The organism is Actinospica sp. (genome assembly GCF_035552695.1).
Lineage (GTDB): Bacteria > Actinomycetota > Actinomycetes > Streptomycetales > Catenulisporaceae > Actinospica.
Genome location: NZ_DASZKT010000137.1, coordinates 25619 through 48038, shown reverse-complemented (window position 1 = coordinate 48038; position 22420 = coordinate 25619). Strand labels below are relative to the sequence as shown.

The 22420-nt window shown below is 70.3% G+C and carries 22 protein-coding genes; 11 read left to right on the top strand and 11 right to left on the bottom strand.

Annotated features, from left to right (window positions below):
- Nucleotides 1–824, bottom strand: an 824-nt coding sequence (locus VG296_RS17720) for a zinc-binding dehydrogenase (RefSeq protein WP_325566885.1), incomplete at its 3' end; no start/stop codon positions are given.
- Nucleotides 825–876: 52 nt separating this feature from the next.
- Nucleotides 877–2106: an NADP-dependent malic enzyme gene (locus tag VG296_RS17715; protein WP_325566883.1), complete on the bottom strand. Its 1230-nt coding sequence runs from the start codon at nt 2104–2106 to the stop codon at nt 877–879.
- Between the two features lie 373 nt (nt 2107–2479).
- On the opposite strand from VG296_RS17715, the gene VG296_RS17710 reads away from it, so the two are divergent.
- Nucleotides 2480–3049, top strand: coding sequence for a CGNR zinc finger domain-containing protein (locus VG296_RS17710; RefSeq protein ID WP_212520995.1), 570 nt, complete (start codon nt 2480–2482; stop codon nt 3047–3049).
- A gap of 130 nt (nt 3050–3179) precedes the next feature.
- On the opposite strand, the gene sodX is transcribed toward VG296_RS17710, so the two are convergent.
- Entirely contained in the window at nt 3180–3476 is a 297-nt protein-coding gene (sodX, locus tag VG296_RS17705) for a nickel-type superoxide dismutase maturation protease (protein ID WP_325566877.1), read from the bottom strand.
- Between the two features lie 100 nt (nt 3477–3576).
- On the opposite strand from sodX, the gene sodN reads away from it, so the two are divergent.
- From sodN to VG296_RS17685, 4 genes are all read left to right on the top strand, one after another.
- The gene (gene sodN, locus VG296_RS17700; protein WP_325566874.1) at nt 3577–3972 is read left to right on the top strand and encodes a superoxide dismutase, Ni; all 396 of its coding nucleotides are present in this window, start codon (nt 3577–3579) and stop codon (nt 3970–3972) included.
- Nucleotides 3973–4196: 224 nt separating this feature from the next.
- Nucleotides 4197–4598, top strand: coding sequence for an ATP-binding protein (locus VG296_RS17695; protein ID WP_349259601.1), 402 nt, complete (start codon nt 4197–4199; stop codon nt 4596–4598).
- Between the two features lie 17 nt (nt 4599–4615).
- Nucleotides 4616–5530, top strand: a complete 915-nt coding sequence (locus VG296_RS17690; protein WP_325566872.1) for an RNA polymerase sigma factor SigF — start codon at nt 4616–4618, stop codon at nt 5528–5530.
- 192 nt (nt 5531–5722) lie between these two features.
- Nucleotides 5723–6916, top strand: a complete 1194-nt coding sequence (locus tag VG296_RS17685) for a Fic family protein (protein ID WP_325566870.1) — start codon at nt 5723–5725, stop codon at nt 6914–6916.
- 57 nt (nt 6917–6973) lie between these two features.
- Here the strand turns inward: VG296_RS17685 and VG296_RS17680 are convergent, their stop codons facing one another.
- Nucleotides 6974–7411 carry a hypothetical protein gene (locus VG296_RS17680; protein WP_325566868.1) on the bottom strand — a complete coding sequence of 146 codons (438 nt, stop codon included), beginning with the start codon at nt 7409–7411 and terminating at the stop codon, nt 6974–6976.
- Nucleotides 7412–7496: 85 nt separating this feature from the next.
- Here VG296_RS17680 and VG296_RS17675 point away from each other — a divergent pair, with 85 nt between their 5' ends.
- Together VG296_RS17675 and VG296_RS17670 are read left to right on the top strand one after the other, a co-directional pair.
- Entirely contained in the window at nt 7497–8486 is a 990-nt protein-coding gene (locus VG296_RS17675; RefSeq protein ID WP_325566866.1) for a diacylglycerol/lipid kinase family protein, read from the top strand.
- 580 nt (nt 8487–9066) lie between these two features.
- Nucleotides 9067–9321: a WhiB family transcriptional regulator gene (locus VG296_RS17670; RefSeq protein WP_034265110.1), complete on the top strand. Its 255-nt coding sequence runs from the start codon at nt 9067–9069 to the stop codon at nt 9319–9321.
- 255 nt (nt 9322–9576) lie between these two features.
- Here VG296_RS17670 and VG296_RS17665 read toward each other — a convergent pair whose 3' ends face one another.
- Together VG296_RS17665 and VG296_RS17660 are read right to left on the bottom strand one after the other, a co-directional pair.
- Nucleotides 9577–11070 carry a histidine kinase N-terminal domain-containing protein gene (locus tag VG296_RS17665; protein WP_325566863.1) on the bottom strand — a complete coding sequence of 498 codons (1494 nt, stop codon included), beginning with the start codon at nt 11068–11070 and terminating at the stop codon, nt 9577–9579.
- A gap of 93 nt (nt 11071–11163) precedes the next feature.
- Nucleotides 11164–12153 carry a transposase gene (locus tag VG296_RS17660; protein WP_325566861.1) on the bottom strand — a complete coding sequence of 330 codons (990 nt, stop codon included), beginning with the start codon at nt 12151–12153 and terminating at the stop codon, nt 11164–11166.
- Nucleotides 12154–12278: 125 nt separating this feature from the next.
- Between VG296_RS17660 and VG296_RS17655 the strand changes: the two genes are divergently transcribed.
- Nucleotides 12279–13475 (top strand): 8-amino-7-oxononanoate synthase, encoded by a 1197-nt coding sequence (locus VG296_RS17655; protein WP_325566859.1) that lies wholly within the window; start codon nt 12279–12281, stop codon nt 13473–13475.
- A gap of 46 nt (nt 13476–13521) precedes the next feature.
- Complete coding sequence (gene nagA, locus VG296_RS17650) at nt 13522–14685, top strand: N-acetylglucosamine-6-phosphate deacetylase (protein WP_325566857.1); 1164 nt, start codon at nt 13522–13524, stop codon at nt 14683–14685.
- 94 nt (nt 14686–14779) lie between these two features.
- Here the strand turns inward: nagA and VG296_RS17645 are convergent, their stop codons facing one another.
- The 5 genes from VG296_RS17645 to VG296_RS17625 form a co-directional block, all read right to left on the bottom strand.
- On the bottom strand, nt 14780–15559 hold the full coding sequence (locus VG296_RS17645) for a glucosamine-6-phosphate deaminase (RefSeq protein ID WP_325566855.1): 780 nt from the start codon (nt 15557–15559) through the stop codon (nt 14780–14782).
- Nucleotides 15559–17139, bottom strand: a complete 1581-nt coding sequence (locus tag VG296_RS17640; RefSeq protein WP_325566853.1) for a glycoside hydrolase family 3 protein — start codon at nt 17137–17139, stop codon at nt 15559–15561. The genes VG296_RS17645 and VG296_RS17640 overlap by 1 nt, the downstream gene beginning before the upstream one ends.
- Entirely contained in the window at nt 17136–18020 is an 885-nt protein-coding gene (locus tag VG296_RS17635) for a carbohydrate ABC transporter permease (protein WP_325566851.1), read from the bottom strand. The genes VG296_RS17640 and VG296_RS17635 overlap by 4 nt, the downstream gene beginning before the upstream one ends.
- On the bottom strand, nt 18020–19003 hold the full coding sequence (locus VG296_RS17630) for a sugar ABC transporter permease (protein ID WP_325566849.1): 984 nt from the start codon (nt 19001–19003) through the stop codon (nt 18020–18022). Before VG296_RS17630 ends, VG296_RS17635 begins: the two co-directional genes overlap by 1 nt.
- A 129-nt stretch (nt 19004–19132) precedes the next feature.
- Nucleotides 19133–20470 carry an extracellular solute-binding protein gene (locus tag VG296_RS17625; protein ID WP_325566847.1) on the bottom strand — a complete coding sequence of 446 codons (1338 nt, stop codon included), beginning with the start codon at nt 20468–20470 and terminating at the stop codon, nt 19133–19135.
- Between the two features lie 406 nt (nt 20471–20876).
- On the opposite strand from VG296_RS17625, the gene VG296_RS17620 reads away from it, so the two are divergent.
- Both VG296_RS17620 and bioD read left to right on the top strand, forming a co-directional pair.
- On the top strand, nt 20877–21590 hold the full coding sequence (locus tag VG296_RS17620; RefSeq protein WP_349259602.1) for a GntR family transcriptional regulator: 714 nt from the start codon (nt 20877–20879) through the stop codon (nt 21588–21590).
- 73 nt (nt 21591–21663) lie between these two features.
- A complete protein-coding gene (bioD, locus tag VG296_RS17615) occupies nt 21664–22395 on the top strand; it encodes a dethiobiotin synthase (protein WP_325566843.1) in 732 nt (243 codons plus the stop codon).
- Nucleotides 22396–22420 lie beyond the last annotated feature (25 nt).

Here is a 22420-nt window from a genome sequence, read left to right as displayed (position 1 = left end):
TCGCGCGAGCCCATCGTCGAGCCGACCACGCGCAGCTGGTGGAAGAAGATCCGGGTCAGCGCGGCGGGCGGGTTCGGGCCCGAGGTCGCGCCGGAGATGACGATCGTCCCCTCCTCGCGCACCGAGGCCACCGAGTGCGCCCAGGTCGCCGCGCCGACGGTCTCCATCACCGCGTCCACCCGCTCGGGCAGCCGCGCGCCGGACTCGAAGGCCTGATGGGCGCCGAGCTCGACCGCGCGGGCCCGCTTGGCCTCGCTGCGCGAGGTGGCCCAGACCCGGAAGCCGGCGGCCCTGGCCAGCACGATCAGCGCCGTCGCCACGCCGCCGCCGGCGCCCTGCACCAGCACCGAGTCGCCCGGCCGTAGACCCGAACGGGTGAACAGCATCCGATAGGCCGTCAGCCACGCGGTGGGCAGGCAGGCCGCCTCGGCGAAGCTGAGCCCGGCGGGCTTGGGCAGCAGGTTCCAGCGCGGCACGGCCAGCCGTTCGGCGAAGGTGCCCGGGTAACGCTCCGTCAGGATGGAGGGCCGCTCCCCCTCCGGCACGCCGTGGCCGTTCTCGCCGACCACGGCGTGCACGACCACCTCGTTGCCGTCCTCGTCCACGCCCGCGCCGTCGCAGCCGAGGATCATCGGCAGCCGCTCGGCGGGCAGGCCGACGCCCTGCAGCGACCAGAGGTCGTGGTGGTTGAGCGCGGCGGCCCTCATGGTGACGGTGGTCCAGCCGGGCCGCTCCGCGAGTTCCGCGGGCTCGGGCAGCTCACCGGCCGCCAGGGCCTTGAGCGGCTCGTCCTTGTCGATGCGCTGTGCGTAAACCGCGTACATGCGACCACCCTACTCGCCGGTAACCGGCCGGCACAGCCCGAAACGGGCAGCGCTACGCCGCCTGCTCCTTGGCCGCCGCCGCCACCGCCGCGGCGACCGCCGGGGCCACCCGCGGGTCGAAGGGCGAGGGGATCACGCACTCGGGGCTCAGCTCGTCCGCGACCACCTCGGCCAGCGCGTCGGCCGCGGCCAGCTTCATCTCCTCGGTGATCTGCCGCGCCCCGGCGGCCAGCGCGCCGGCGAACACGCCTGGGAAGGCGAGCACGTTGTTGACCTGGTTCGGGAAGTCGGAGCGGCCGGTGGCGACCACGGCGGCGTACTTGCGGGCCACGTCCGGGTGGATCTCCGGGTTCGGGTTCGCCATCGCGGCGATGATGCAGTCCGGCGCCATCGTGGCCACCGCGGACTCCGGCACGGTCCCGGCCGAAACGCCCACGAACACGTCGGCGCCGGCCAGCGCGTCCTCCAGCGATCCGGACAGCCCGGCCTTGTTCGTATACGAGGCGAGCTCCCGCTTGACCTCGGTCAGGTCGGTGCGGCCGGCGTGCACGATGCCGCGCGAGTCGGCCACCGCCACGTCGCCGATCCCGGCCTCCACCAGGATCTTCGCGATGGCCACGCCCGCGGCCCCGGCGCCGGAGATCACCGCGCGCAGCTCGCCGAGCCCGCGGCCGGTGACCTTGGCGGCGTTGCGCAGCGCGGCCAGCAGCACGATCGCGGTGCCGTGCTGGTCGTCGTGGAAGACCGGGATGTCGAGCCGCTCGCGCAGCCGACGCTCGATCTCGAAGCAGCGCGGCGCCGAGATGTCCTCGAGGTTGATGCCGCCGAAGGCCGGGGCCAGCCGGACGATCGTCTCGACGAGCTCGTCGGTGTCCGTGCAGTCCAGGCAGATCGGCACCGCGTCCACGCCGCCGAACTGCTTGAACAGCACCGCCTTGCCCTCCATCACCGGCAGCGCGGCCAGCGGCCCGATGTCGCCGAGGCCGAGCACCGCGGTGCCGTCGGTGACCACGGCCACCGTGTGCGACTTCCAGGTGTAGTCGCGGGCCAGCTCGGGCCGCTCGGCGATGGCCGTGCACACCTCGGCCACGCCGGGCGTGTAGGCGAGCGAGAGGTCCGCGCGGTCGCGCAGCGGCACGGTGGCGGCGATCTCCATCTTGCCGCCGCGGTGCAGCGCGAAGACGGGGCTCTCCGCGGCGATCTCGGTCTCGGGGCTGGTGGCCGCGGCGGAGTGCCGCGGCGTGATCAGGGCGGGCGCGGTCGTCGTCGCGTCAGCGGACATGGGGCACATCCTTGGGCGTCGTGGCCGGTGTCCCCGCGCGGAAAGCGAACGTCGAGGCACCGAGGGGTCGGGGTCAACGCCATCGTGTGGCTGCGCACGGCGAAAGGAGGGTGGACCGCCGCACACGGTTGGTCGCCACCATATGCCAAATCCGCCGACCGAGCACGGTTATCGGACTGCGATGTCCGCCACGCGGATACCCGGGCCCGTTCGACGGTCGTATCGCGGGCCGGACACGAAGCGGCGAAGGACTCTTGCCAACGCGGCGTCGAGGCGTACGGTTATGGCACATCACAGCCGGGGACACGCGTATCGCGTACCTTGGTGCCGACCGACCATAACCGAACCGCCTTCCCAGAGGGGGCAACAGACAATGGAACTCGCCTCCTACGCGGACCGTGCCGTCCACCTCGTCAACACGTTCGACCCCTACCGGCGCCGGGACGACCTGACCACGGTGGAGGACGCCCGTGCGCTGCTCTCCCGTCAGGGCGCCTGCGGCCGGCTGACGTCCGCCGACGTGCAGGAACTGCGTACGCTGCGGGACAAGCTGCGGACCATCTTCGACACCGCCGACGCCGGCGGCCAGCAGCAGGCCGTGGACGTGCTCAACGGACTGCTGGAGCAGTACCCGATCCGGCCGCAGATCTCCGGCCACGACGGCACCGACTGGCACCTGCACCTGGTCGAGGGCATGCCCTCGACGGCCGCGGCGTACGCGGCGAAGGCCTGCATGGGCCTCGCGGTGCAGGCCACCGAGCTGGGCATCGACCGGCTCGGCGTGTGCCAGGCCGCGCCGTGCCGGGACGTGTTCATCGACACCTCGACGAACCGTTCCAGGCGCTACTGCTCCGAGCGGTGCGCCACCCGCGCGAACGTCGCGGCCTACCGGGCCCGGCGCAAGGAGGCCGCGCTGGCGGGCGCGGCGAGCTCGGCGGCCTGACGGCGCCGCTCTCGGAAGGAATCCCGCGGCGTCGGCGGATCGCGTCGCGGGGCGCAGGACAGCGGCCCACGCAGGGCCAACGCGGAACTGAGGGTTCCGGGAACCGACGCGACGTCAGTTCCCGGAGCCCTCAGTTCCGCTTCGCTTTGCGCAGCCGCAGCAGCACCCTGGCGATCACCAGTTCGTCCGGGACCGCACCGAACTGCCGCGAATCGCCGGGGGCGTAGGGATTGTCCGCGAGCAGCCACCAGCCGCCGGATTCGCGCCGCGCGGCGCGTTTGACCACGATCCGTTCGGGCAACCGGGGGTCTCGGGCCAGCACCACGTCCCCCGCATGGACCCGTGCCCCGTAGCGGACCAGCAGACGGTCGCCGTCGTAGTACGAGGGCACCATTGAGGGCCCCCGCACCACGGCCACACCCAGCATGGCCGCAACTCTAGATCACACCTTGCCGGGCGGCGGGAATCAGTGGGCAGTAGGCTCGGTTCCGAAGCAACGAGAGTTCACGCGTGAGAAGGAGTCATCCATGCGCATCTTCGCCGCGAAGACCACGGTCTCAGCGCACTGCGACCTGCCCTGCGGCGTCTACGACCCGGCCCAGGCCCGTATCGAGGCCGAGTCGGTCAAGGCGATCCAGGAGAAGTACCAGGGCAACGAGGACCCGACGTTCCGGGCCCGTGCCGTGCAAATCAAGGAGCAGCGTTCCGAGCTGGTCAAGCACCACCTCGAGGTGCTGTGGAGCGACTATTTCAAGACCCCGCACTTCGAGAAGTACCCGCAACTGCACACGCTGTTCAACGACGCGGTCAAGGCCGCGGGCGCGGGCGGCACCAAGGCCTCCAACGACCCGGCGACCGGCCAGCAACTGCTGGATCTGATCGGCGAGATCGACAAGATCTTCTGGGAGACCAAGCAGGCCTGAGGCCGCTGCCGCCGGGGTCCGGCGCGTCCGGGAGCGGACGCGCCGGACCCTATGGCGTCGGTGCGAGACACAGATGGTCCGAACGGGGTAACTTCTACTCACGGAGCGGCGGCGTCCGCGCACGATGCGTACGGCCGTGTGTCCCTCCGGGCCCGGTCACGCGCGTGGGAGGCACTGTGGAACACCAATCGACAGCGGAAGTCGGCCAGGCAGGAGGAACCGCGGTGTTGTCTCCGGACGACTTCGTCGAGGTGAGCATCCCGGCTGACGGGGCCTACCTCTCCGTGCTGCGCACGGCGACCGCGGGCCTCGCGGCGCGCCTCGACTTCACCCTGGACGAGATCGAGGATCTGCGGATCGCGGTGGACGAGGCCTGCGCGATGCTGCTCCAGCACAACATCCCGCACACCAGCCTGACCTGCCGCTTCGACCTGGCGCCCGCGGAACTCGCGATCACCGTGTCGGCGCCGACCGGGGACGGCAAGGCCCCCGCCAAGGACACGTTCGCCTGGACGGTGCTGACCGCGCTGGCCGGCCAGGTCGAGGCGAGCGCCGGGGGGCCGGACAACCTCGTGGCGATCACCATGGTGAAGCAGCGCGGCGGGGCGGAGACGACGGCAGCGTGACTACGGCACAGCGACCTATGACCCCGCCGACGCCGACCGAGCCGACCGAGCCGCCGCGCCCCGACGCGGACGAGGAGGTGGAGGAGGCCGTGGACGTGGAAGCGGAGACCGCGCAGCGCGCCGCGGAGGTGGGCCCGCAGCGGACCGTGCAGAGCGCCCGCAGCGCGGCCCAGGCCGCCACGCACGCCGAGGCCCGCGAGCTGTTCCGCCGGATGGCCGAGATGGACGCGCAGGACCCGGCCAAGGCCGGCGTGCGCGACCGGCTCGTCCGCATGCACCTGCCGCTGGTCGAGCACCTGGCCCGGCGCTTCCGGAACCGCGGCGAGCCGCTGGACGACCTGACCCAGGTGGCCACGATCGGCCTGATCAAGTCCGTGGACCGGTTCGACCCGCTGCGCGGCGTGGAGTTCTCCACGTACGCGACGCCGACCATCATCGGCGAGATCAAGCGGCACTTCCGGGACAAGGGCTGGGCCGTGCGCGTGCCGCGCCGCCTCCAGGAGCTGCGGCTCTCGCTCACCGCCGCCACCAGCGAGCTCTCCCAGCGCAACGGCCGCTCGCCGACGGTCGGCGAACTCGCCGTACACCTCGGCATCAGCGACGAGGAGGTGCTGGAGGGCCTCGAGTCGGCCAACGCCTACTCGACGCTGTCCCTCGACGTCCCCGAATCCGGCGACGACGAGTCCCCCGCCGTCGCGGACTCCCTCGGCAGCGAGGACGAGGCCCTCGAGGGCGTCGAGTACCGCGAGTCCCTCAAGCCGCTCCTCGAGCAGCTGCCCGCCCGCGAGAAGCGCATCCTGCTGCTGCGCTTCTTCGGCAACATGACGCAGTCCCAGATCGCCGAGGAGATCGGCATCTCCCAGATGCACGTCTCCCGCCTGCTGGCCAGAACCCTGACCCAGCTCCGCGAGAAGCTCCTGGTCGAGGAGTAAGAGCTCACGCAGGCAGTCGCGTTGTCCCGTAGGCCGATCGGACGGATCGGCCTACGGGACAACGTCTTTTCGAGCGCGGTTGAGGTTGACGGACGGCTGTCTCACTCGCGGACTGCGGCCGATTGGCGATCGTCACGCCGCCCGCCAATCGATGTTTAGTTTATCTAGTCAAAAATGGGCTACAATGACTGAATGAAGGAATCAACGCGACAGCCGTCCATCTACGTGGCGCCGACGCTGAGCAGCGAGGATCTGGCTGTGCTCGCCGAGATCCACCAGATGCGCAAGACGCTGCAACATCTGCTTCGCACTCCCAGGCGTTGGCAAGGCGGCCTGCGGCGATCCGCGCTAGCCCGCGCCATCCGCGGCTCCAACAGCATTGAGGGCTACGAAGTCGACGAGGACGACGCGGCGGCCGCACTGGATGACGAGGAGCCGATCAGCGCGGACGAGCGCACGTTCCTCGAGATCCAAGGCTACCGAGACGCGCTCGGCTACGTCCTGGCGATGGGCGAGGAGGACTATCTGGCTTTCGACACCACGGAACTGCGAGCGATGCACTTCATGATGCTGCGTCATGACGGTTCGAAGTCGCCGGGCCGCTATCGCAAAGGGCCGGTCTTCGTTCATGACGAACGCCATGACCGAGTCGTCTACGAAGGCGCGGACGCCGAAAACGTGCCCGCCCTCATGGATGCCCTCGTCGAGAGCTTGCGTGGCGGAGCGGAGCTAGATCCCGTCGTTCGATCTGCGATGGCGCATTTGAATCTCGTCATGATCCACCCCTTCCGGGACGGAAACGGACGCATGGCACGTGCTTTGGCGACTTCCGTGCTGACACGGTCGGATATCAGCGAGCCAGAGTTCTCAAGCATCGAGGAGTGGTTGGGCGCGAATACCGAGGACTACTACGCGGTGCTTGCCCTGACCGGAAACGGCTCATGGCAGCCGAGTCGCGACGCCGGGCTTTGGGTCTCGTTCAACCTGCGCGCCCACCACATGCAGGCCCAGACGGTGGCGCGCAGGTTCCAAGAAGCAGGTGAAACGTGGGGCGAACTGGACACTCTCGTCACCCGGCACAGGCTTCCGGAGCGGTCCATCGACGCCATGTTCGAGGCCGTTCTGGGTTACCGAGTTCGGCGAAACACCTATCGGAAGCGGACAGGGGTCGAGGAGCAGACAGCGACTCGGGACCTTGCGGCACTGGCCAACGCGGGTGTGCTCACCCCGCATGGAAACGGCCGGGGCCGCTTCTACACGGCCGGCGAGCCGCTCCAGATGATCCAGCAAAACCGCAAGTCGCAGCGGCACCCGCTCCGCGACCCCTACTCTTGGATGCGCCCACGGCTCGCCACGCCAATTCAGGAGCCTTCGACAAAGCCTTGATCCACGGACGACCGGAAGCGCAGGGGACGCTCTGAGTCGACAGCCGAAACGCTCGGCTCAGCGCGTCAGCACCCTGTGCGACCCCGGGGCGAACAGGAGCACGATGCCGAGGACGCCGTAGGCGATGGAGAGTGCGGCGTAGACGTCGTAGCCGCCCTGGAGCATCCAGTAGGCGACGCCGCCGATGAGCATGAAGGTCATCAGGGCGGGGGTGCGGGCCCAGGCCTGGCAGTGGAGCAGGCCGCGGGCGACCCAGCAGATGCCGAGGCCGAAGATCAGGTACAGCACGCCGAGGGTCTCGGCCATCGAACGGCTCATCGGGTCGCCGGTGAGGCCGGCGACGAGCTGGTAGACGCCGTACGCGGTGAGGGCCACGCCGGGCAGGGCGGTGGCGGCGGCCGCGCCGGTCACGGTCGCGGGGCGCCGGCTCGGGGCCGGGCTCGAGTCCGGGCCCGGCGCTGGGCGCCGGCTCGGCGCGGTGGATGCATTCGGCACGCTATGAGCGTATAGCGCGCGGGCGGCCACCCGGTCGGCGGGGCCGCCCGTCGTACAAGTGCGAGATGCGGGTACGTTAAAGGGCATGTCGGACGAGCGGGCTCGCGGGCTGCTGATCATGAATCCCAAGGCCACCACGGCCTCCGAGGGCACCCTCGACGTGCTGGTCGGCGCCCTGTCCTCGGAACTCGAACTGCGGCACGAGCACACCCGGTATCGCGGGCACGCGGCGGATCTCGCCGAGCAGGCGGCGGAGGACGGCGTCGACGTGGTGATCGCGTTCGGCGGCGACGGCACGGTCAACGAGGCGGTGACCGGGTTGATGGCGCACGGCTCGGGGCCGGAGGACCGGCCGCGGCTGGCGATAGTTCCCGGCGGGTCGACGAACGTCTTCGCGCGGGCGCTCGGCCTGCCCAACCACGCCGTCGAGGCGACCGGCGCACTGCTACGGCTGCTGCGCGGGGGCGACGATTTCGACGCGAGGTACGTCGATCGGACCCGGCTGGTCTCGCTCGGCGCGGTCCGCCCGGACGACGAGCCGGACGAGCGCTACTTCACCTTCTCCGCGGGCTTCGGATTCGACGCGGCGGTGGTCGGCGAGGTGGAGCGGCAGCGGGCTAACGGAAAGAAGTCCACGCACACTCTTTACGTCCGCTCGGCGCTGCGCGAATACTTCCGGCGCACCGACAAGCGCAACGCCCCGATCACGGCGAAAGCCGAGGACGGCACCGTCCTGCCGGAACTGTTCATGGCGATCATCGCGAACACCTCGCCGTGGACGTATCTCGGGCAACGGCAGATCATCGCCACGCCGAAGGCGGGATTCGAGACGGGCCTGGACCTGTTCGGGCTGACCACGCTGGCGGCCGTGCCGGTCTGGCAGACGGTCGGACGACTGATCGCCAGCTCACCAAGACTCGCCACGGGCCGGGGGGTCATCCTGCGGCACGACCTGCCCGAACTCACCCTGCTCGCGCAGCGTCCCGTCCCCTTCCAGGTGGACGGCGACTACCTGGGACCACGCGAACGTGTGACATTCCGTAGTGTTCCCGCTGCGCTTCGCGTCTTCGCGTGATGTACTGGATTCGGCGGACCGGCCCGGCGCCGGGGCGGTGCGCCACGGTTCCGGCTTGTCCTTGAAGTCCCATGGCGTGCTTCGCAGAGTGACCTTCAAAGACAAGGTGTGACCGAACCGACACCTGAGAATTGAAAAATGATTCCCGGAGACCCTTGTGTTCCGCGAGCGCGCCTGACAGGCTTGTTCACGGCCCTGAAACGTGGGCTGTGATCGCTCAGCGCCGAGCGTGGACACAGACCCACGGGATTCCGGCCCACCAGCCTCCGCGCGTCACCCTTCACATCCGTGAGCCCAGGCTCACGGGGCCGGGGAACGCCGATGCTCGTGAAAGCGTTCACATTCACAAGATCCGCTCGCGCAACGCGGCCCTACGGCGGCGAATGTTCCAGCGGGACTGGGGAACCGGGAACGTACCAGACGGCGTCGGCGTTTCTATGGAGCGTCGAATTGCTCGATGACGCGCGAACCGCACCACCTGAAGCACCATCAGCACCACAGCGCCGCCCGGCACCCTAGGGCGTGCGCCACCCATAGCACTTCACAAACGCACGAAGACTTCTGCGAAGGAGAAGGACCGATGAGCGACTGGCGCCACCGCGCCGCGTGCCGTGATGAAGACCCGGAGCTGTTCTTCCCGATCGGGAACACCGGGCCGGCACTTCTGCAGATCGAAGATGCCAAGGCGGTGTGCCGCCGATGCGACGTGATCGACCAGTGCCTGCAGTGGGCCCTGGAGTCCGGTCAGGACGCCGGCGTCTGGGGCGGCATGAGCGAGGACGAACGTCGCGCGCTCAAGCGTCGCGCCGCGCGTGCCCGTTCCCGGATGGCCTGATCGAGGCCTTCCGGGCCGCGACGGGTGAGAGCCCGTCATACGACCCAGCCCGGAACGGCTTCGGATCTCGAGATTCCGTTCCCCTCGGCAACACCCCGTTAGAACCCCGCGAGAACAGCTAGTACCCGCGACACGCGCACAGCCCGCACGAAACCTGCCTGGCCCCCGACCCGCCGTGCGCCCACCGCTCGCCGGCGGGGGGCCGGAGCGAGGCACACAACCGAATACCCAACGGGCTCGAGGCTCCATCAGCGCCTAGCCCGCAGCGATCTCAAGAGAGACGACGGTACCGCCGCCGTCTCTTTGTCGCATGTCGAACTCGCCTCCCAGCTCACCCTGGACCAGAGTTCTGACGATCTGCAAGCCGAGATTCCCCGCCGTGCGCGGGTCGAAACCCACCGGCAGACCCCGGCCGTCATCGACCACTGAGATCACCAGCCGGTCCTCGCGGCGCTGCGCGGTCACCTCCAACAAGGTGCCCGCGCCGCCGTCGAGGCCGTGCTCGAAGGCGTTCTGCAGCAGCTCGGTCAGCACCATGGCGAGCGGCGTGGCCACGGTCGCGCCGAGCACCCCGAAGCTGCCCACCCGGCGCGGGCGCACCGGCTCGGTGGCCACTCCCCCCGACGTGGTGCCGAGACCGGAAGCCGAGAAGTCCAGCACCATGCTCAGCACCCGGTCGGCGATCTCGTCGAAGTTCACCCGCTCGTCCAGCGTCTGCGACAGCGTCTCGTGCACGATCGCGATCGAGCCCACCCGGCGCACGGCCTCCTGTAGCGCCGCCTTGCCGCGCGGCTCGTCCAGCCGCCTGGCCTGCAGCCGCAGCAGTGCCGCGACCGTCTGCAGATTGTTCTTGACCCGGTGGTGGATCTCCCGGATCGTCGCGTCCTTCGTCATCAGCTCGCGGTCCCGCCGGCGCAGCTCGGTCACGTCGCGCACCAGCACCAGCGCGCCGATCCGCTCTCCGGACGGGCGCAACGGGATCGAACGCAGCCGCATCGCGTTGCCGCGGTCGTTGGCCAGCTCGGTGTCCCTGGCCTTGCGGCCGCTCGCCGTCTCGATCAGCGCCTCGTCGGTCGGCCCGGTGCTCACCGCGATGTCCGCGCACAGCTTGCCGAGGTGAGCACCGATCAGTTCCGTGTTCAGGCCCACGCGGTGGAAGACCGACACCGCGTTCGGGCTCGCGTAGGTGACCAGCCCGTCGGCGTCCAGGCGGAGCATGCCGTCGCCGACCCGCGGCATCGCGTCCAGGTGGCTGCGCGAGTTCGGCAGCGGGAAGCGTCCGGTGGCGATCATCTGTGCCATGTCCGAGGCGGTCTGCAGGTACGTCAGCTCGAGCCGGCTCGGGGTGCGCGCGGTGAGCAGGTTGGTGTTGCGCGCGATGACCGCGATCACCTTGTCGCCGCGGCGCACCGGGACCGCCTCCACCCGCACCGGCACGGCCTCGCGCCACTCCGGGTCGCCCTCGCGCACGATCCGCCCCTCGTCCAGGGCTTGATCAAGGAGCGGACGCCGCCCGCGTGGCACGACGTGCCCCACCAGGTCGTCCACGTAGGATGTCGGTCCGGTGTTGGGCCGCATCTGGGCTACCGCGACGTACTGAGCCTCGTCCGCCGTGGGAACCCAGAGAACCAGGTCCGCGAACGACAGGTCGGCGATGATCTGCCAGTCGGCGACGATCAGGTGCAGCCACTCCAGGTCTTCGGACTGGAGCGCGGTCTGCTCGCGGACAAGGTCGTTCATCGAGGGCATACGGCCAGTATGACCGAAGGCGCGGTGACAACAGGGCGGAAAGATCGTGACCTTGGCTTCCTCCCCACCCGGACGCGGGGGTTCCCCTCAGCCTCACGGCTGGGCCGCAGCGCGTGCGCGCCGCGGTGGGACCATTTCCTGCTTCGCCGACGACCGCCTGCCCGGAGTGCTCCGTTGAGGTCTTACACCGTCTCCACAGGCTGCAACCGCCAGCCCGGCGGCCAGGATGTTGCGTGCCGCGTTGACGTCGCGGTCGTGCACCATTCCGCAGACACACGTCCACTCCCGGACCTCCAGCGGCAGGTCGGCGCGGATGACGCCGCACCGGTCGACGATCCGCGCATGCACGCGAGCCACCTTGATCCGGGCCTTGTCCCGGTTCTCAGACTCGATCTGCTTGCGCGACAGGATTCGCTGCGCCCGAGCGAGGCGCTCTCGGTCGCGCTGCTCGTGCCTCGGATTGGTGATCTTCTCCCCGGCCGCGAGCGTCACGAGGCTCGTGATCCCGACGTCGATCCCGACAGTCGACTCGGTCGGCGGGAGCGCATTGAAGCCACTCTGGTCCTCGCACAGCATCGTGACGAACCAGCGGCACGCACTGTCGCGGGAGACGGTCACTGTGGACGGCAAGGCGCCTTCGGGAAGCGATCTCGACCACACGATGTCCAGCGGCTCCCCCATCTTCGCCGGCGTCAGACTTCCGTCCCTCCATCGGAAGCCGCTCGAGGTGTACTCCGCGGAATCCCTGGACTTCTTCCTGCTCTTGAACCGCGGATGGCCCGCCCGTCTGGCGAAGAAGTCGGCGAACCCCGCCTGCAGGTGCCGCAGCGCCTGCTGCAGCGGCACCGAGGAGACGTCATTCAGGTAGGCGAACTCTTCGGTCCTTTTCCACGCCGTGAGCATCGCCGAGGTCTCGCCGTACGTCACTCGCTCGCCACGCGCGGTCCACGCCTCACTGCGCGCCGTGAGCGCCGGGTTGTGGACCTTCCGGACACACCCGAACGTGCGCGCCAATTCAGCCGCCTGCGCATCGGTCGGGTAGAAGCGAAACTTGAACGCTCGCTTGACGGCAGCGACCCCCATACTTCAGATGATACACCGTCAGTTTGCAATCAAATGCACTCAGTCACATCGTGGACGTCTATTCGCCACGCCGGAAGGTCGAATCCTTCCCGACCTGAAGACCAGGACATCCCGAAGGGAACTCGATGAACGATATGTGGGACTGGCTTGGGACGCGGGCGGCCGAGCGTGAGGCCGCGGGGCTGCGGCGGCGGCTGCGGACTCGCGAGGTCGGCGACGGGCCGGTCGACCTGGCCGGGAACGACTACCTGGGCCTGTCCACGCATCCGGAGGTTCGCGCGGCGGCGGCTGAGGCGGTGTGGGCGTGGGGCGCGGGCTCGACGGCCTCGCGGCTGGTGACCGGGACCACGGCGGAGCACACCGGCTTCGAGCGGGAGCTCGCGGAGTTCCTCGGCGCGGAGGCCGCGCTGGTGTTCTCCTCGGGCTACCTGGCCAACGTGGGCGTCGTCACGGCGCTCGCCGGGCCGGAGGACCTGCTGGTATCCGACGCGCTCAACCACGCCAGCGTGATCGACGCCTGCCGGCTGTCCGGGGCGCGCCGCATCGTGGTCGAGCACTGCTCCCCGCTGGCCGTCGAGCGCGCGCTGGCCGGCACGTCGATCTCGTACCGCCGCGCCTTCGTGCTGACCGAGTCGGTGTTCTCGGTGGACGGCGACGTGGCCCCGCTGGCCGAACTCGCGGAGGTCTGCCGCCGCCATCGAGCCGTGCTGCTCGTCGACGAGGCGCACGGCGTCGGGGTGCACGGCGAGGGCGGCCGCGGCGGGGCCCACGCGGCCGGTCTGGCGGGCGCGCAGGACGTGGTGCTCACAGTGACCCTCTCCAAGTCCTTCGGGACGCAGGGCGGAGCCGTGGTGGGCCCGCAGGAGGTGATCGACCATCTGATCGACGCCGCGCGTCCCTTCATCTTCGACACCGCCCTCGCCCCCTCCTGTGCGGCGGCCGCGCGCGCCGCCCTCAGGATTCTGCGACGCGAACCGGAGCTCGCCGACCGGGTGCAGCGGAACGCCGCACGGCTGCACAAGATCGCGGAGGAGGCCGGGCTGCCCGCCACCGCCCCCTCGGGCGCCGTGACGTCGGTCATACTGGGCGACCCGGACAGTACGGTGGCGGCGGCGGAGCAGTGCGCCGAGCACGGCGTGCGGGTCGGCTGCTTCCGGCCGCCGTCGGTGCCGGACGGCCGCTCCCGGCTGCGGCTGACCGCGCGCGCGGACCTCACCGAGGAGGATTTCGCCCGCGTTTCCGAGGCTTTGCGGGGAATCCCGAAACCGCCAAATGGTCCAGACCAATGCCAGGAGAGGTCTGGACAACCTTCAGTGGTCTAGTCCACAATGGGCGCTGGTTCGTCGCCGCCCAACTGGAGGAAGTCGCGTGAGGATCTCGGCCCGCAGCGCGGTCGTCGACGGGGTGCTGACCCCCGTGACCGTCCGCGTGAATGACCGTCTGATCACGGCCGTCGAGCCGTACGCGGATCCGCAGGCGGATGTCGTGCTGGACACCGGCGTGCTCAGCGCGGGACTTGTGGACGTTCAGATCAACGGCTCCTTCGGCGTCGACTTCGCCGCCGCGGACGACGCCGACTGGGACGCGGTCGCGGCCCAGCTGCCGTTCACCGGCGTCACCTCCTTCCAGCCGACGCTGATCACCGCGCCGCTGCCTGAGCTGATCGCGGGCCTGGACACCGCCACCGAGGCCCGCGACCGGCAGGAGGACGGCCCGTACGCCCGGATCATCGGCGTGCACCTGGAGGGTCCGTGGCTGGCGCCGCTCAAGAAGGGCGTGCACGAGGCCGAATACCTGGCTGAGCCGACGCCCGAGGCCGTGGACACGCTGTTGTCGGCCGTGGGATTCGACATCCTGACGACACTGACGCTGGCTCCCGAACTGCCCGGCGCCCTCGAGGCGATCAAGCGGCTGACCGGCGCGGGCGTCACGGTCTCGATCGGGCACACCAACGCCACCGCCGCGCAGGTCGAGGCGGCCGCCGATGCCGGGGCCACGCTCGTCACGCACATCTTCAACGCGCAGCGCGGCCTCGCGCACCGCGAGCCCGGGGTTCCCGGCGCGGCGCTGGCGGACAGCCGCTACCGGGTCGGCCTGATCGCCGACCTGCACCACGTGGCCGCCGAAATCTGCACACTGATCTTCCGCGCCGCGCCCGGCCGGGTGGTGCTGGTCACCGACGCGATCGCGGCCGCCGGCATGCCGCCCGGAGCCTACGTGCTGGCCGGGATTCCGGTGGAGCTCGGCGAGGACGGCGTGCCGCGCAACGCCGACGGCACCATCGCGGGTTCGGCGCTGACGCTGGACCAGGCCGTGCGCAACCTGCTCGGCCTCGGCATGCCGGTGCCGACGGTGATCGAGGCGGCCTCCCGGGTGCCCGCGGACGCCGTGGGGCGGGTGGACATCGGCCGGATCGCCGTGGGCGCGCGGGCCGATCTGGTGCATTGGACCGAGGACTTCCACCCAGCCCGCACCTGGGTGGACGGCCGGGAGATCCCGGCGTTCGCGGATACCGGGGTGGGACTGGTCTGAGGGTACCGTCCCACCCCGGCCCCGAGCCGAAACACATCGCCCCCGCACCGGATCACGGTGCGGGGGCGAGGCTTTCACCGCGCTCTGCGGCCGTCTACAGGCCCTGCCACTCGGGCTTGGCGGCGTAGGTGGCGCGGAAGTATTCGGCGTGCTTCAGCTGGGCGGCGGCCGCCTCGTCGACGACGACGGTGGCGTGCGGGTGCAGCTGCAGGGCGGAGGCGGGGACGAGGGCGGACAGCGGGCCCTCGACCGTGGCCGCCACCGCCTCGGCCTTGCCTGCGCCGGTCGCCAGCAGGACGAGGTGCCGGGCCTCCAGGATGGTGCCGATGCCCTGGGTGATCACGTGGTGCGGGACCTCGTCCAGCGAGTCGAAGAACCGCGCGTTGTCCTCGCGGGTCTGCGGGGTCAGGGTCTTGATCCGCGTCCGGGAGGCGAGCGAGGAGCAGGGCTCGTTGAAGCCGATGTGGCCGTCCGTGCCGATGCCGAGGATCTGCAGGTCCACGCCGTCGGCCGAGGTGAGCGCGGCGTCGTACTCGGCGCAGGCGGCGGGGACGTCCTCGCTGGTGCCGTCGGGGCCGAGGAAGCGGTCAAGGCCGAGGCCGAGCGGCTCGAGGACCTCGCGCCGGATCACGGAGCGGTACGACTCGGGGTGGCCGGACGGCAGGCCCACGTACTCGTCGAGCTGGCAGACGCGCAGCCGGCCCACGTCGAGACCGCCGGTCACCCGCGCGGCCAGGGCCCGGTAGATCGGCAGCGGCGTGGAGCCGGTGGCGACGCCCAGCAGGGCGGCCGGCTTGCGCGCGATCAGGGCGGCGATCGCCTCCGCGATCAGCTCACCGCCGGCCGCGGCGTCGGGGACGATGACGACTTCCATCAGTGCTGTTCCTTGCCGTTGTGCGAAAAGTCGGAATTGTCGAGTCTTCCGGCCAGATACTCCGCGGCCGCGATGCCGCTCACCTTCGAGCCGCCGTACGTGCACAGGTCCGCGACATCGCCGTGCGGCAGGCCGAACTCGACGACCACCGCGTCGGGGCGGCGGGCCCGCACGCCGTCCACCGCGCGCCGCATCCACGGGTTGCGGTGCAGGTCGCGCACCGCGAGCACGAGCGGACGTCCGGCGGCGGCGGCGAGTTCGGTCGCGATGTCCACCTCGGCCTCCTGGTCCACCACGGGCGCCTTTATCAAGCCTATGGTCTCCACGTGCGCCGTGGGCGCGGCGATCCGGGCCGACGTGGTGCCGCGCAGTAACTCTTCCAGCGGCCCGGCGAGCCCCCAGGGTGTCGCGTTGTCCACCGCGATCGAGACCAGCGGGGAAAACTCGATGACGTGGGGGGCCGCGGTGAGCGGCTTGAGCTCGGTGCGCGGCGTGACGGCGCGGCGGGCCGCTATGAGGCCCACGGAGCGGTCGACCGGGGCCGCTGCTACCGAAGCCGCCGCGGCGGCCGCCAGCGACCAGCGAGCGGCCGTCCTGGACCGTTCCGCGGCCTCGTTGAGGCGTTCGGCGGACAGCCGGCCCTCGCGCACCGCCCAGACGAGTGCGTTGCGCAGGTACAGGTACGTGTTCTCGTCCGCCCTGCTGCCGCCCCAGCAGATCGCGTCGCAGCCCGCCGCGACCGCCCGGATCGTGCCCTCGGCCACGCCGAACCGGCCGGAGATCGCGCCCATGTCGATGCCGTCGGTCACGATCAGACCCTGATACCCGAGTTCCTCGCGCAGCAGGCCGGTCAGGATCGCGTGCGACATCGTGGCCGGGACCTCGGCGTCGCGGCGCGGGAACAGGATGTGCGCCGTCATGATCGCCTTGGCGCCGGCGTCGATCGCCGCGCGGAACGGCGCGAGGTGCATCAGCTCCGAGGCCTCGTCGTAGTCGATCAGCGGCAGGCCGAGGTGCGAGTCGCCCGCGGTGTCGCCGTGGCCCGGGAAGTGCTTCGCGCAGCCGATCACGCCCTGGGACTGCAGTCCGCGCACGTACGCCGCGGAGTGCCGCGCGACCAGGTCGCTGTCGGCGCCGAAGGACCGCGTCCCGATCACCGGGTTGTCGGGGTTGGCGTTGACATCGACGCAGGGCCCGTAGTTGAAGTTCACGCCGAGCGACTTCAGGTCCCCGCCGATCGAGCGCGCCACGGACTCGGTCAGCTCGATGTCGTCCGCCTTGCCCAGCGCCAGGTTCCCCGGATATGAGGACCCCCCGCGCACCTCGAGCCGGGTGACGTCGCCGCCCTCCTCGTCCAGCGCGATGAGCACCTCGGGGTTCGCGGCCAGCAGCTGCGCGCACAGCGAGGCGATCTGCTCGGGCGATTCGAGGTTCCGCGAGAAGGGCACGACACCGCCGAGCGCCCCGTCGCCCAGCGCCCGCAGCACCCAGTCGGGCGCCGTGGTGCCGACGAAGGACATCTGGAGCACCGTGCCCGCGTCCCGGATCAACCGCGCGGACTCCGTCCCGGACGGGATCACCCCTTCACCGCCCCGGCCGTCAGGCCGGAGGCCATCCAGCGCTGGAAGATGAGGAACAGGATGATCACCGGTATCGAGACCAGCGTGGAGGCGGCCATCAGGCCGCCCCAGTCCGCGCCGTGCGTCGGCGAGTTGCCGAAGCTGACCAGGTAGAGCTGGACGGTCTGCTTCGAGTTGTCGGTCAGCAGGATGTTGGCCATCAGGAACTCGTTCCAGGCCTGGATCCAGCCGAACACGCCGGTGGCCACCAGACCCGGCAGGGTCAGCGGCAGGATGACCTTGTAAAAGGTCTGGAAGCGGGTGCAGCCGTCCACCAGCGCCGCCTCGTCCAGCTCGCGCGGCACGTTGGCGATGAAGGTGCGCAGGGTCCAGACCGTGAAGGGCGCGGTGAACGACACGTAAGCGATGATCACGCCAAGCGACGTGTCGCCGAGGCCCGCCTTGGAGAGCGCGTCGTTGAGCGGGAACAGCAGCGCGATCAGCGGCACCATCTGCACGCCCATCACGATGATGATCGCCAGGCTCTTGCCGCGGAAGCGGAAGCGGGCGAGCGCGAGGGCCGCGAAGAAGCCGATCAGCAGGCTGAACAGAACCGTGGACGCGGTGATGATCAGGCTGTTGACGAGGTCCTGGGTGAAGACCGGGTCGTGGATCACCTCGGAGTACGAGCTGAACGAGAAGGCCTTCGGCAGGAAGTTCGGCGTTGCGCTCTGCACGAAGCGGGTCGGCTCGACGGAGGTGAGCAGCAGCCAGTAGACCGGGAAGGCGATGAACACCGAAAGCAGCAGGCCGAGGATGTTCCACCCGATGGTGGCGCGGCGGCGACGGGCCGAGACACGGCGGCGGCGCGGCCGCACGGCGGCGGAGGCGACGGCGGCCATCAGGCTTCGGATCCGATCCGCAGCAGCTGCCGGATATAGCCGACCATGAAGACTCCCATCAGCAGCACCATGATGATCGCCATGGCCGCGCCGTAGCTGTAGTTGTCGTTGCCGTAGATCGTGGCGAAGGCCTTGACGTACGAGTAGATGCCGAGCGTGTAGTAGCCGGGCTCCGGGTGCGTCTGGCGCAGGATGTAGATCTGGTTGAACACGCCCGTGTCCCAGATCACCGAGAGCGTGGTCACGATGACCAGCAGCGGCCGCAGGAACGGGTAGGTCACGTTGCGGAAGGCCTGCCAGGCCGAGGCGCCGTCCACCTTGGCCGCCTCAAGCAGCTCCTTCGGGATCTGCGCGAGGCCGGCGCTGAGCGTCACCGCGAGGAACGGGATCGCGCCCCAGATGATGATGAACGAGGCCACCTGCAGGCCCTGGTTCGGGTCGGCGAACCAGTCGTGCTGCGCGTACGAGCCGAGGCCCACCTTGGCCAGCACGTAGTCGACCACGCCGTACTGCGCGTCGAACAGCCAGCGGAACAGCTCCGTGGACACCGTGGTGGGCACCGACCAGACGAACATCAGCACCACGGTCAGGATCAGCTTGACCGAGCGGGACACCCGGCCCATCAGCAGGGCGAGCCCGAGGCCGAAGAGCAGCGAGAGGATCACGTTCGCCCCGGCGAAGACGATCGTGCGCTCGACCGAGGACCAGAACACCGAGTCGGTGAGGACCTTCTGGTACTCGGAGAAGCCCACGAAGGGGGTTCCGGTGAACTTGCTGCTGCTGCCGTCCTTCTCCAGTGACATGATCACCAGCCGCACCAGCGGATAGCCGATGACGGCGGCGAGCACCAGTCCGGTGGGGATGAGCAGCAGGTAGGGCAGCAGGCCCGCCTCGCGCCCGGCGCCGCCGAGCAGCCTGCGCCGCGCGGGCGCCGGGCTCGGGGAGGGCGGGTCGTCGATCTCGATGATGTTCACAACGCTCACAGGTCGCGTCCTTTCATAGCTCGGGTCCCGCGCGCCGGTGCCCGCGTCGCGCGAGACCGCCGGGGTCTCGCGCGACGCGGGGCACGGGCTCACGCCCGCCGGGCCGCGGTTCTCAGCAGAGCCGTGGGGTCAGGATCCGTTGAGGATGGTCGCGAGCTGAGTGTCCGCGGCCTTGGCCGCGGCGTCCACGGACTGCTTGCCGGTCGCGATGCCCTCCAGCATGTTCTGCAGCACGTTCTGGCTCTCCACGTTGGTCCACGCCGGGGTGTTCGGCACGAACCAGCTGTCCGCCGCCGCCTGGCCGGCCACCTTGTTGCCCGCGCTGCCCGCCTCGAAGGTCGGCATCAGGGTGGTGTTGTTCGGCATGGCGTACTTGGCGAGCATCGTCTCCGACGTGGTGTCGGTGTAGTACTTGATGAACTCGGCGCCCAGCGCGGCGTTCGAGGCGTTGGCCGGGACGGCCAGGTCGGAGCCGCCGAGGAAGGTCGGGGTGACCGTGCCCGCGGTGGCGCCGGGGATCGCGAAGGTGGCGATGTCCTTGGCCAGGGCCGGGTTGCCGCCGCCGGTGGCCGCGGTGACCGAGCCGGCCTCCCAGCCTGCGCCGAAGATCAGGCCGGTGTGGCCCTGAGCCATGACGGCGTCCTGGTCGGTCTCGTCCTTGGTCTGGCCGGCGGTCGAGGAGGCGGCCTCCAGCTTGGCCCAGGTGGCCAGGCCCTGCTCGGAGGCGGCGGACTCGAGGGTGCCGGTCCACTTGCCGCCGGTGTCGGAGGCGATGCCGCCGCCCGCGCCGAAGACGAAGGAGAGCGCGACGTACCAGTCCTTGCCCGGGATGTAGTAGGGCACCAGGCTGGCGTCGCCGGCCTTGGACTTGAGCGTGGCCGCGTCCGCCTCGAGGTCGCTGAGCGTGGCCGGCACGCTCAGGCCGGCCTTGCTGAACAGGTCGGTGCGGTAGATCGCGACCCGGTCGCCCGCGTAGTAGGGGATGGCGTACAGCTTGCTGCCGTCCGCCGAGGAGCTGGAGTCGGTCAGCGCCTTGAGCCAGGTGCTCGAGTTGTCGAACTGGCTCTTGCCCGAGGTGAGGTTGTACAGCTCCTGGTTCGCTATGAACGAGGCGGTGTCGGTGTCGCCGATCTCGACGACGTCCGGCTCGTTGGCACCGCCGGCCTGGATCGCCGCCTGGATCTTGGTGGTGTAGCCGGACCAGTCGGTCCAGTTGATCTTGACCTTGGCGCCGGTGGCCTTCTCGAAGCGGCTGACGGCCTGGGTGACGACGGCCGGCCAGCCCTTCTCCGCGTCGTTCATGATCCAGACATTGATAGTCTTACCGGCGCCGGACGTGGACAGCACCGAAGTACCGGAGCCGGAGCCAGAGCCCGAGCCGGAGTTGGACGAGGATGAACAGGCCGATGCGACGAGCGCGACGGACGCGGTGGCGCACGCCAGCGCGGCAAGCTTCTTGCGCTTCACAACATTCCTCCGTTGGACGGTGGGCGGTTCGCACCGTGGTCCCCGCCCGGCCTCCCTGAGCTGGGCCGGGACTCGGTCCGGTGCGCACACGACGTGATTCGGGCTGGTTTTCGGGTGGATCGCGTGCGGTGCTACAAATGGTTTAGACCAGTTCGGAGAGTGGCATAGACCAATCCGCACCGTCAAGGGATTCCACTCGGGCTCGACCATCCCGTTATCAAGGCTTCACCGACCGTATGGTTCCGTTAAGCTTCCGCTCGCGGGGCCGGTTAAGCTCGGTTCCGGGCCTAAGCAGGCACGATACTGGCGATGGAACCGAGGAGGTGCCGTGGCGTTCGACGAGGATGAGTCGCTCCTCCACGACGAACAGCAGGCTCGGGACGAGGGCGCCGCGGGCGCCGAACCGGTGGCCCGCGAGCCGAAGTACTACCGGCTCAAACGGCACCTGCTGGCGATGACCCAGTCCAGCCCGCCCGGCACCCCGGTACCGCCCGAGCGCACGCTCGCCGAGGAGTTCGACACCTCGCGCACGACGGTCCGTCAGGCGCTGGCCGAGCTCGTGGTGGAGGGACGGCTCGAGCGGATCCAGGGCAAGGGCACCTTCGTCGCCAAGCCGAAGGTCGCCCAGTCGCTGCAGCTGACGTCGTACACCGAGGACATGCGCGCGCAGGGCCTGGAGCCCACCTCCCGGCTGCTCGAGGTCGGCTACGTGAGCGCCGACGACGACCTGGCCGACCTGCTGCGGATCCGCGAGGGCGCGCGCGTGCTGCGCATCGAGCGGCTGCGGCTGGCCAACGGCGAGCCGATGGCGATCGAGGCCACCCACCTGAGCGCCAAGCGCTTCCCCGGCCTGCGCAGGCATCTGGCGAAGTACTCCTCGCTCTACTCGGCCCTCAGCGCGGAGTACGGCGTGCACCTGGCGCGGGCCGAGGAGACCATCGAGACCGCGCTGGCCACGCCGCGCGAGGCGGCGCTGCTTGGCACCGACACCGGCCTGCCGATGCTGCTGCTGTCCCGCCACTCGATCGACGAGGACGGCGAGCCGGTGGAGTGGGTGCGCTCGATCTACCGCGGGGACCGGTACAAGTTCCTCGCCCGGCTGACCCGGCCCGCGGAATGAGCGAGCTCGCGAGCGAATCAATGAACACAGCGAGCCCGCGAACGCGGCCGCCGAGCGCCGGCGAGGTGGTCGAGTGAGTATTTTGATTGTCTCCGGCACCGGTACGGAGATCGGCAAGACGATCGTGACCGCGGCGGTGGCCGCGCTGGCCGCGGCGCGCGGCGGCGGCGTGGCCGTGGTGAAGCCCGTGCAGACCGGCATGGCCCCCGGCGAGCCCGGCGACCTGGCCACGGTCTCCCGGCTGGCCGGAGTCCGCGACACGCACGAGTACGCGCGCTACCCGGACCCGCTCTCGCCCGCCGCGGCCGCCCGGCTGAGCGGCCTGCCCGCGCTGTCGCTCGGCCAGGTCGCCACCGATATCAGGAAGCTGAGCGAGGACCGCGCGCTGGTGCTCGTCGAGGGCGCGGGCGGACTGCTCGTGCGCTACGACGAGGAGGGCGCGACGCTCGCCGACCTGGCCCGTGACCTCGGCGCGCCGGTCCTCGTCGTCGCCGACCCGAGGCTCGGCACGCTGAACCACACCGCGCTGACGCTGGAATCGATGGCCGCGCGCGGAGTCGACCTCGCGGGCGTGGTGCTGGGCAGCTGGCCGCATGAGGATTCCGGCGAGGTTCCGGACCTGGCGATGCGCTGCAACCTGCGCGACCTGGAGACGCTGGCGGCACGCCCGTTGGCCGGGGCGCTGCCCGCCGGCGCCGGCCGACTGGACGCGCCGGAGTTCCTGCTCGCGGCGCGGGCCGGGCTCGGTCCGACGCTCGGCGGCTCGTTCGACGCCGCGCGCTTCCGCGAGACCTGGGGCCTGTGACATGTGACAGAGGCCATGCGGCCTG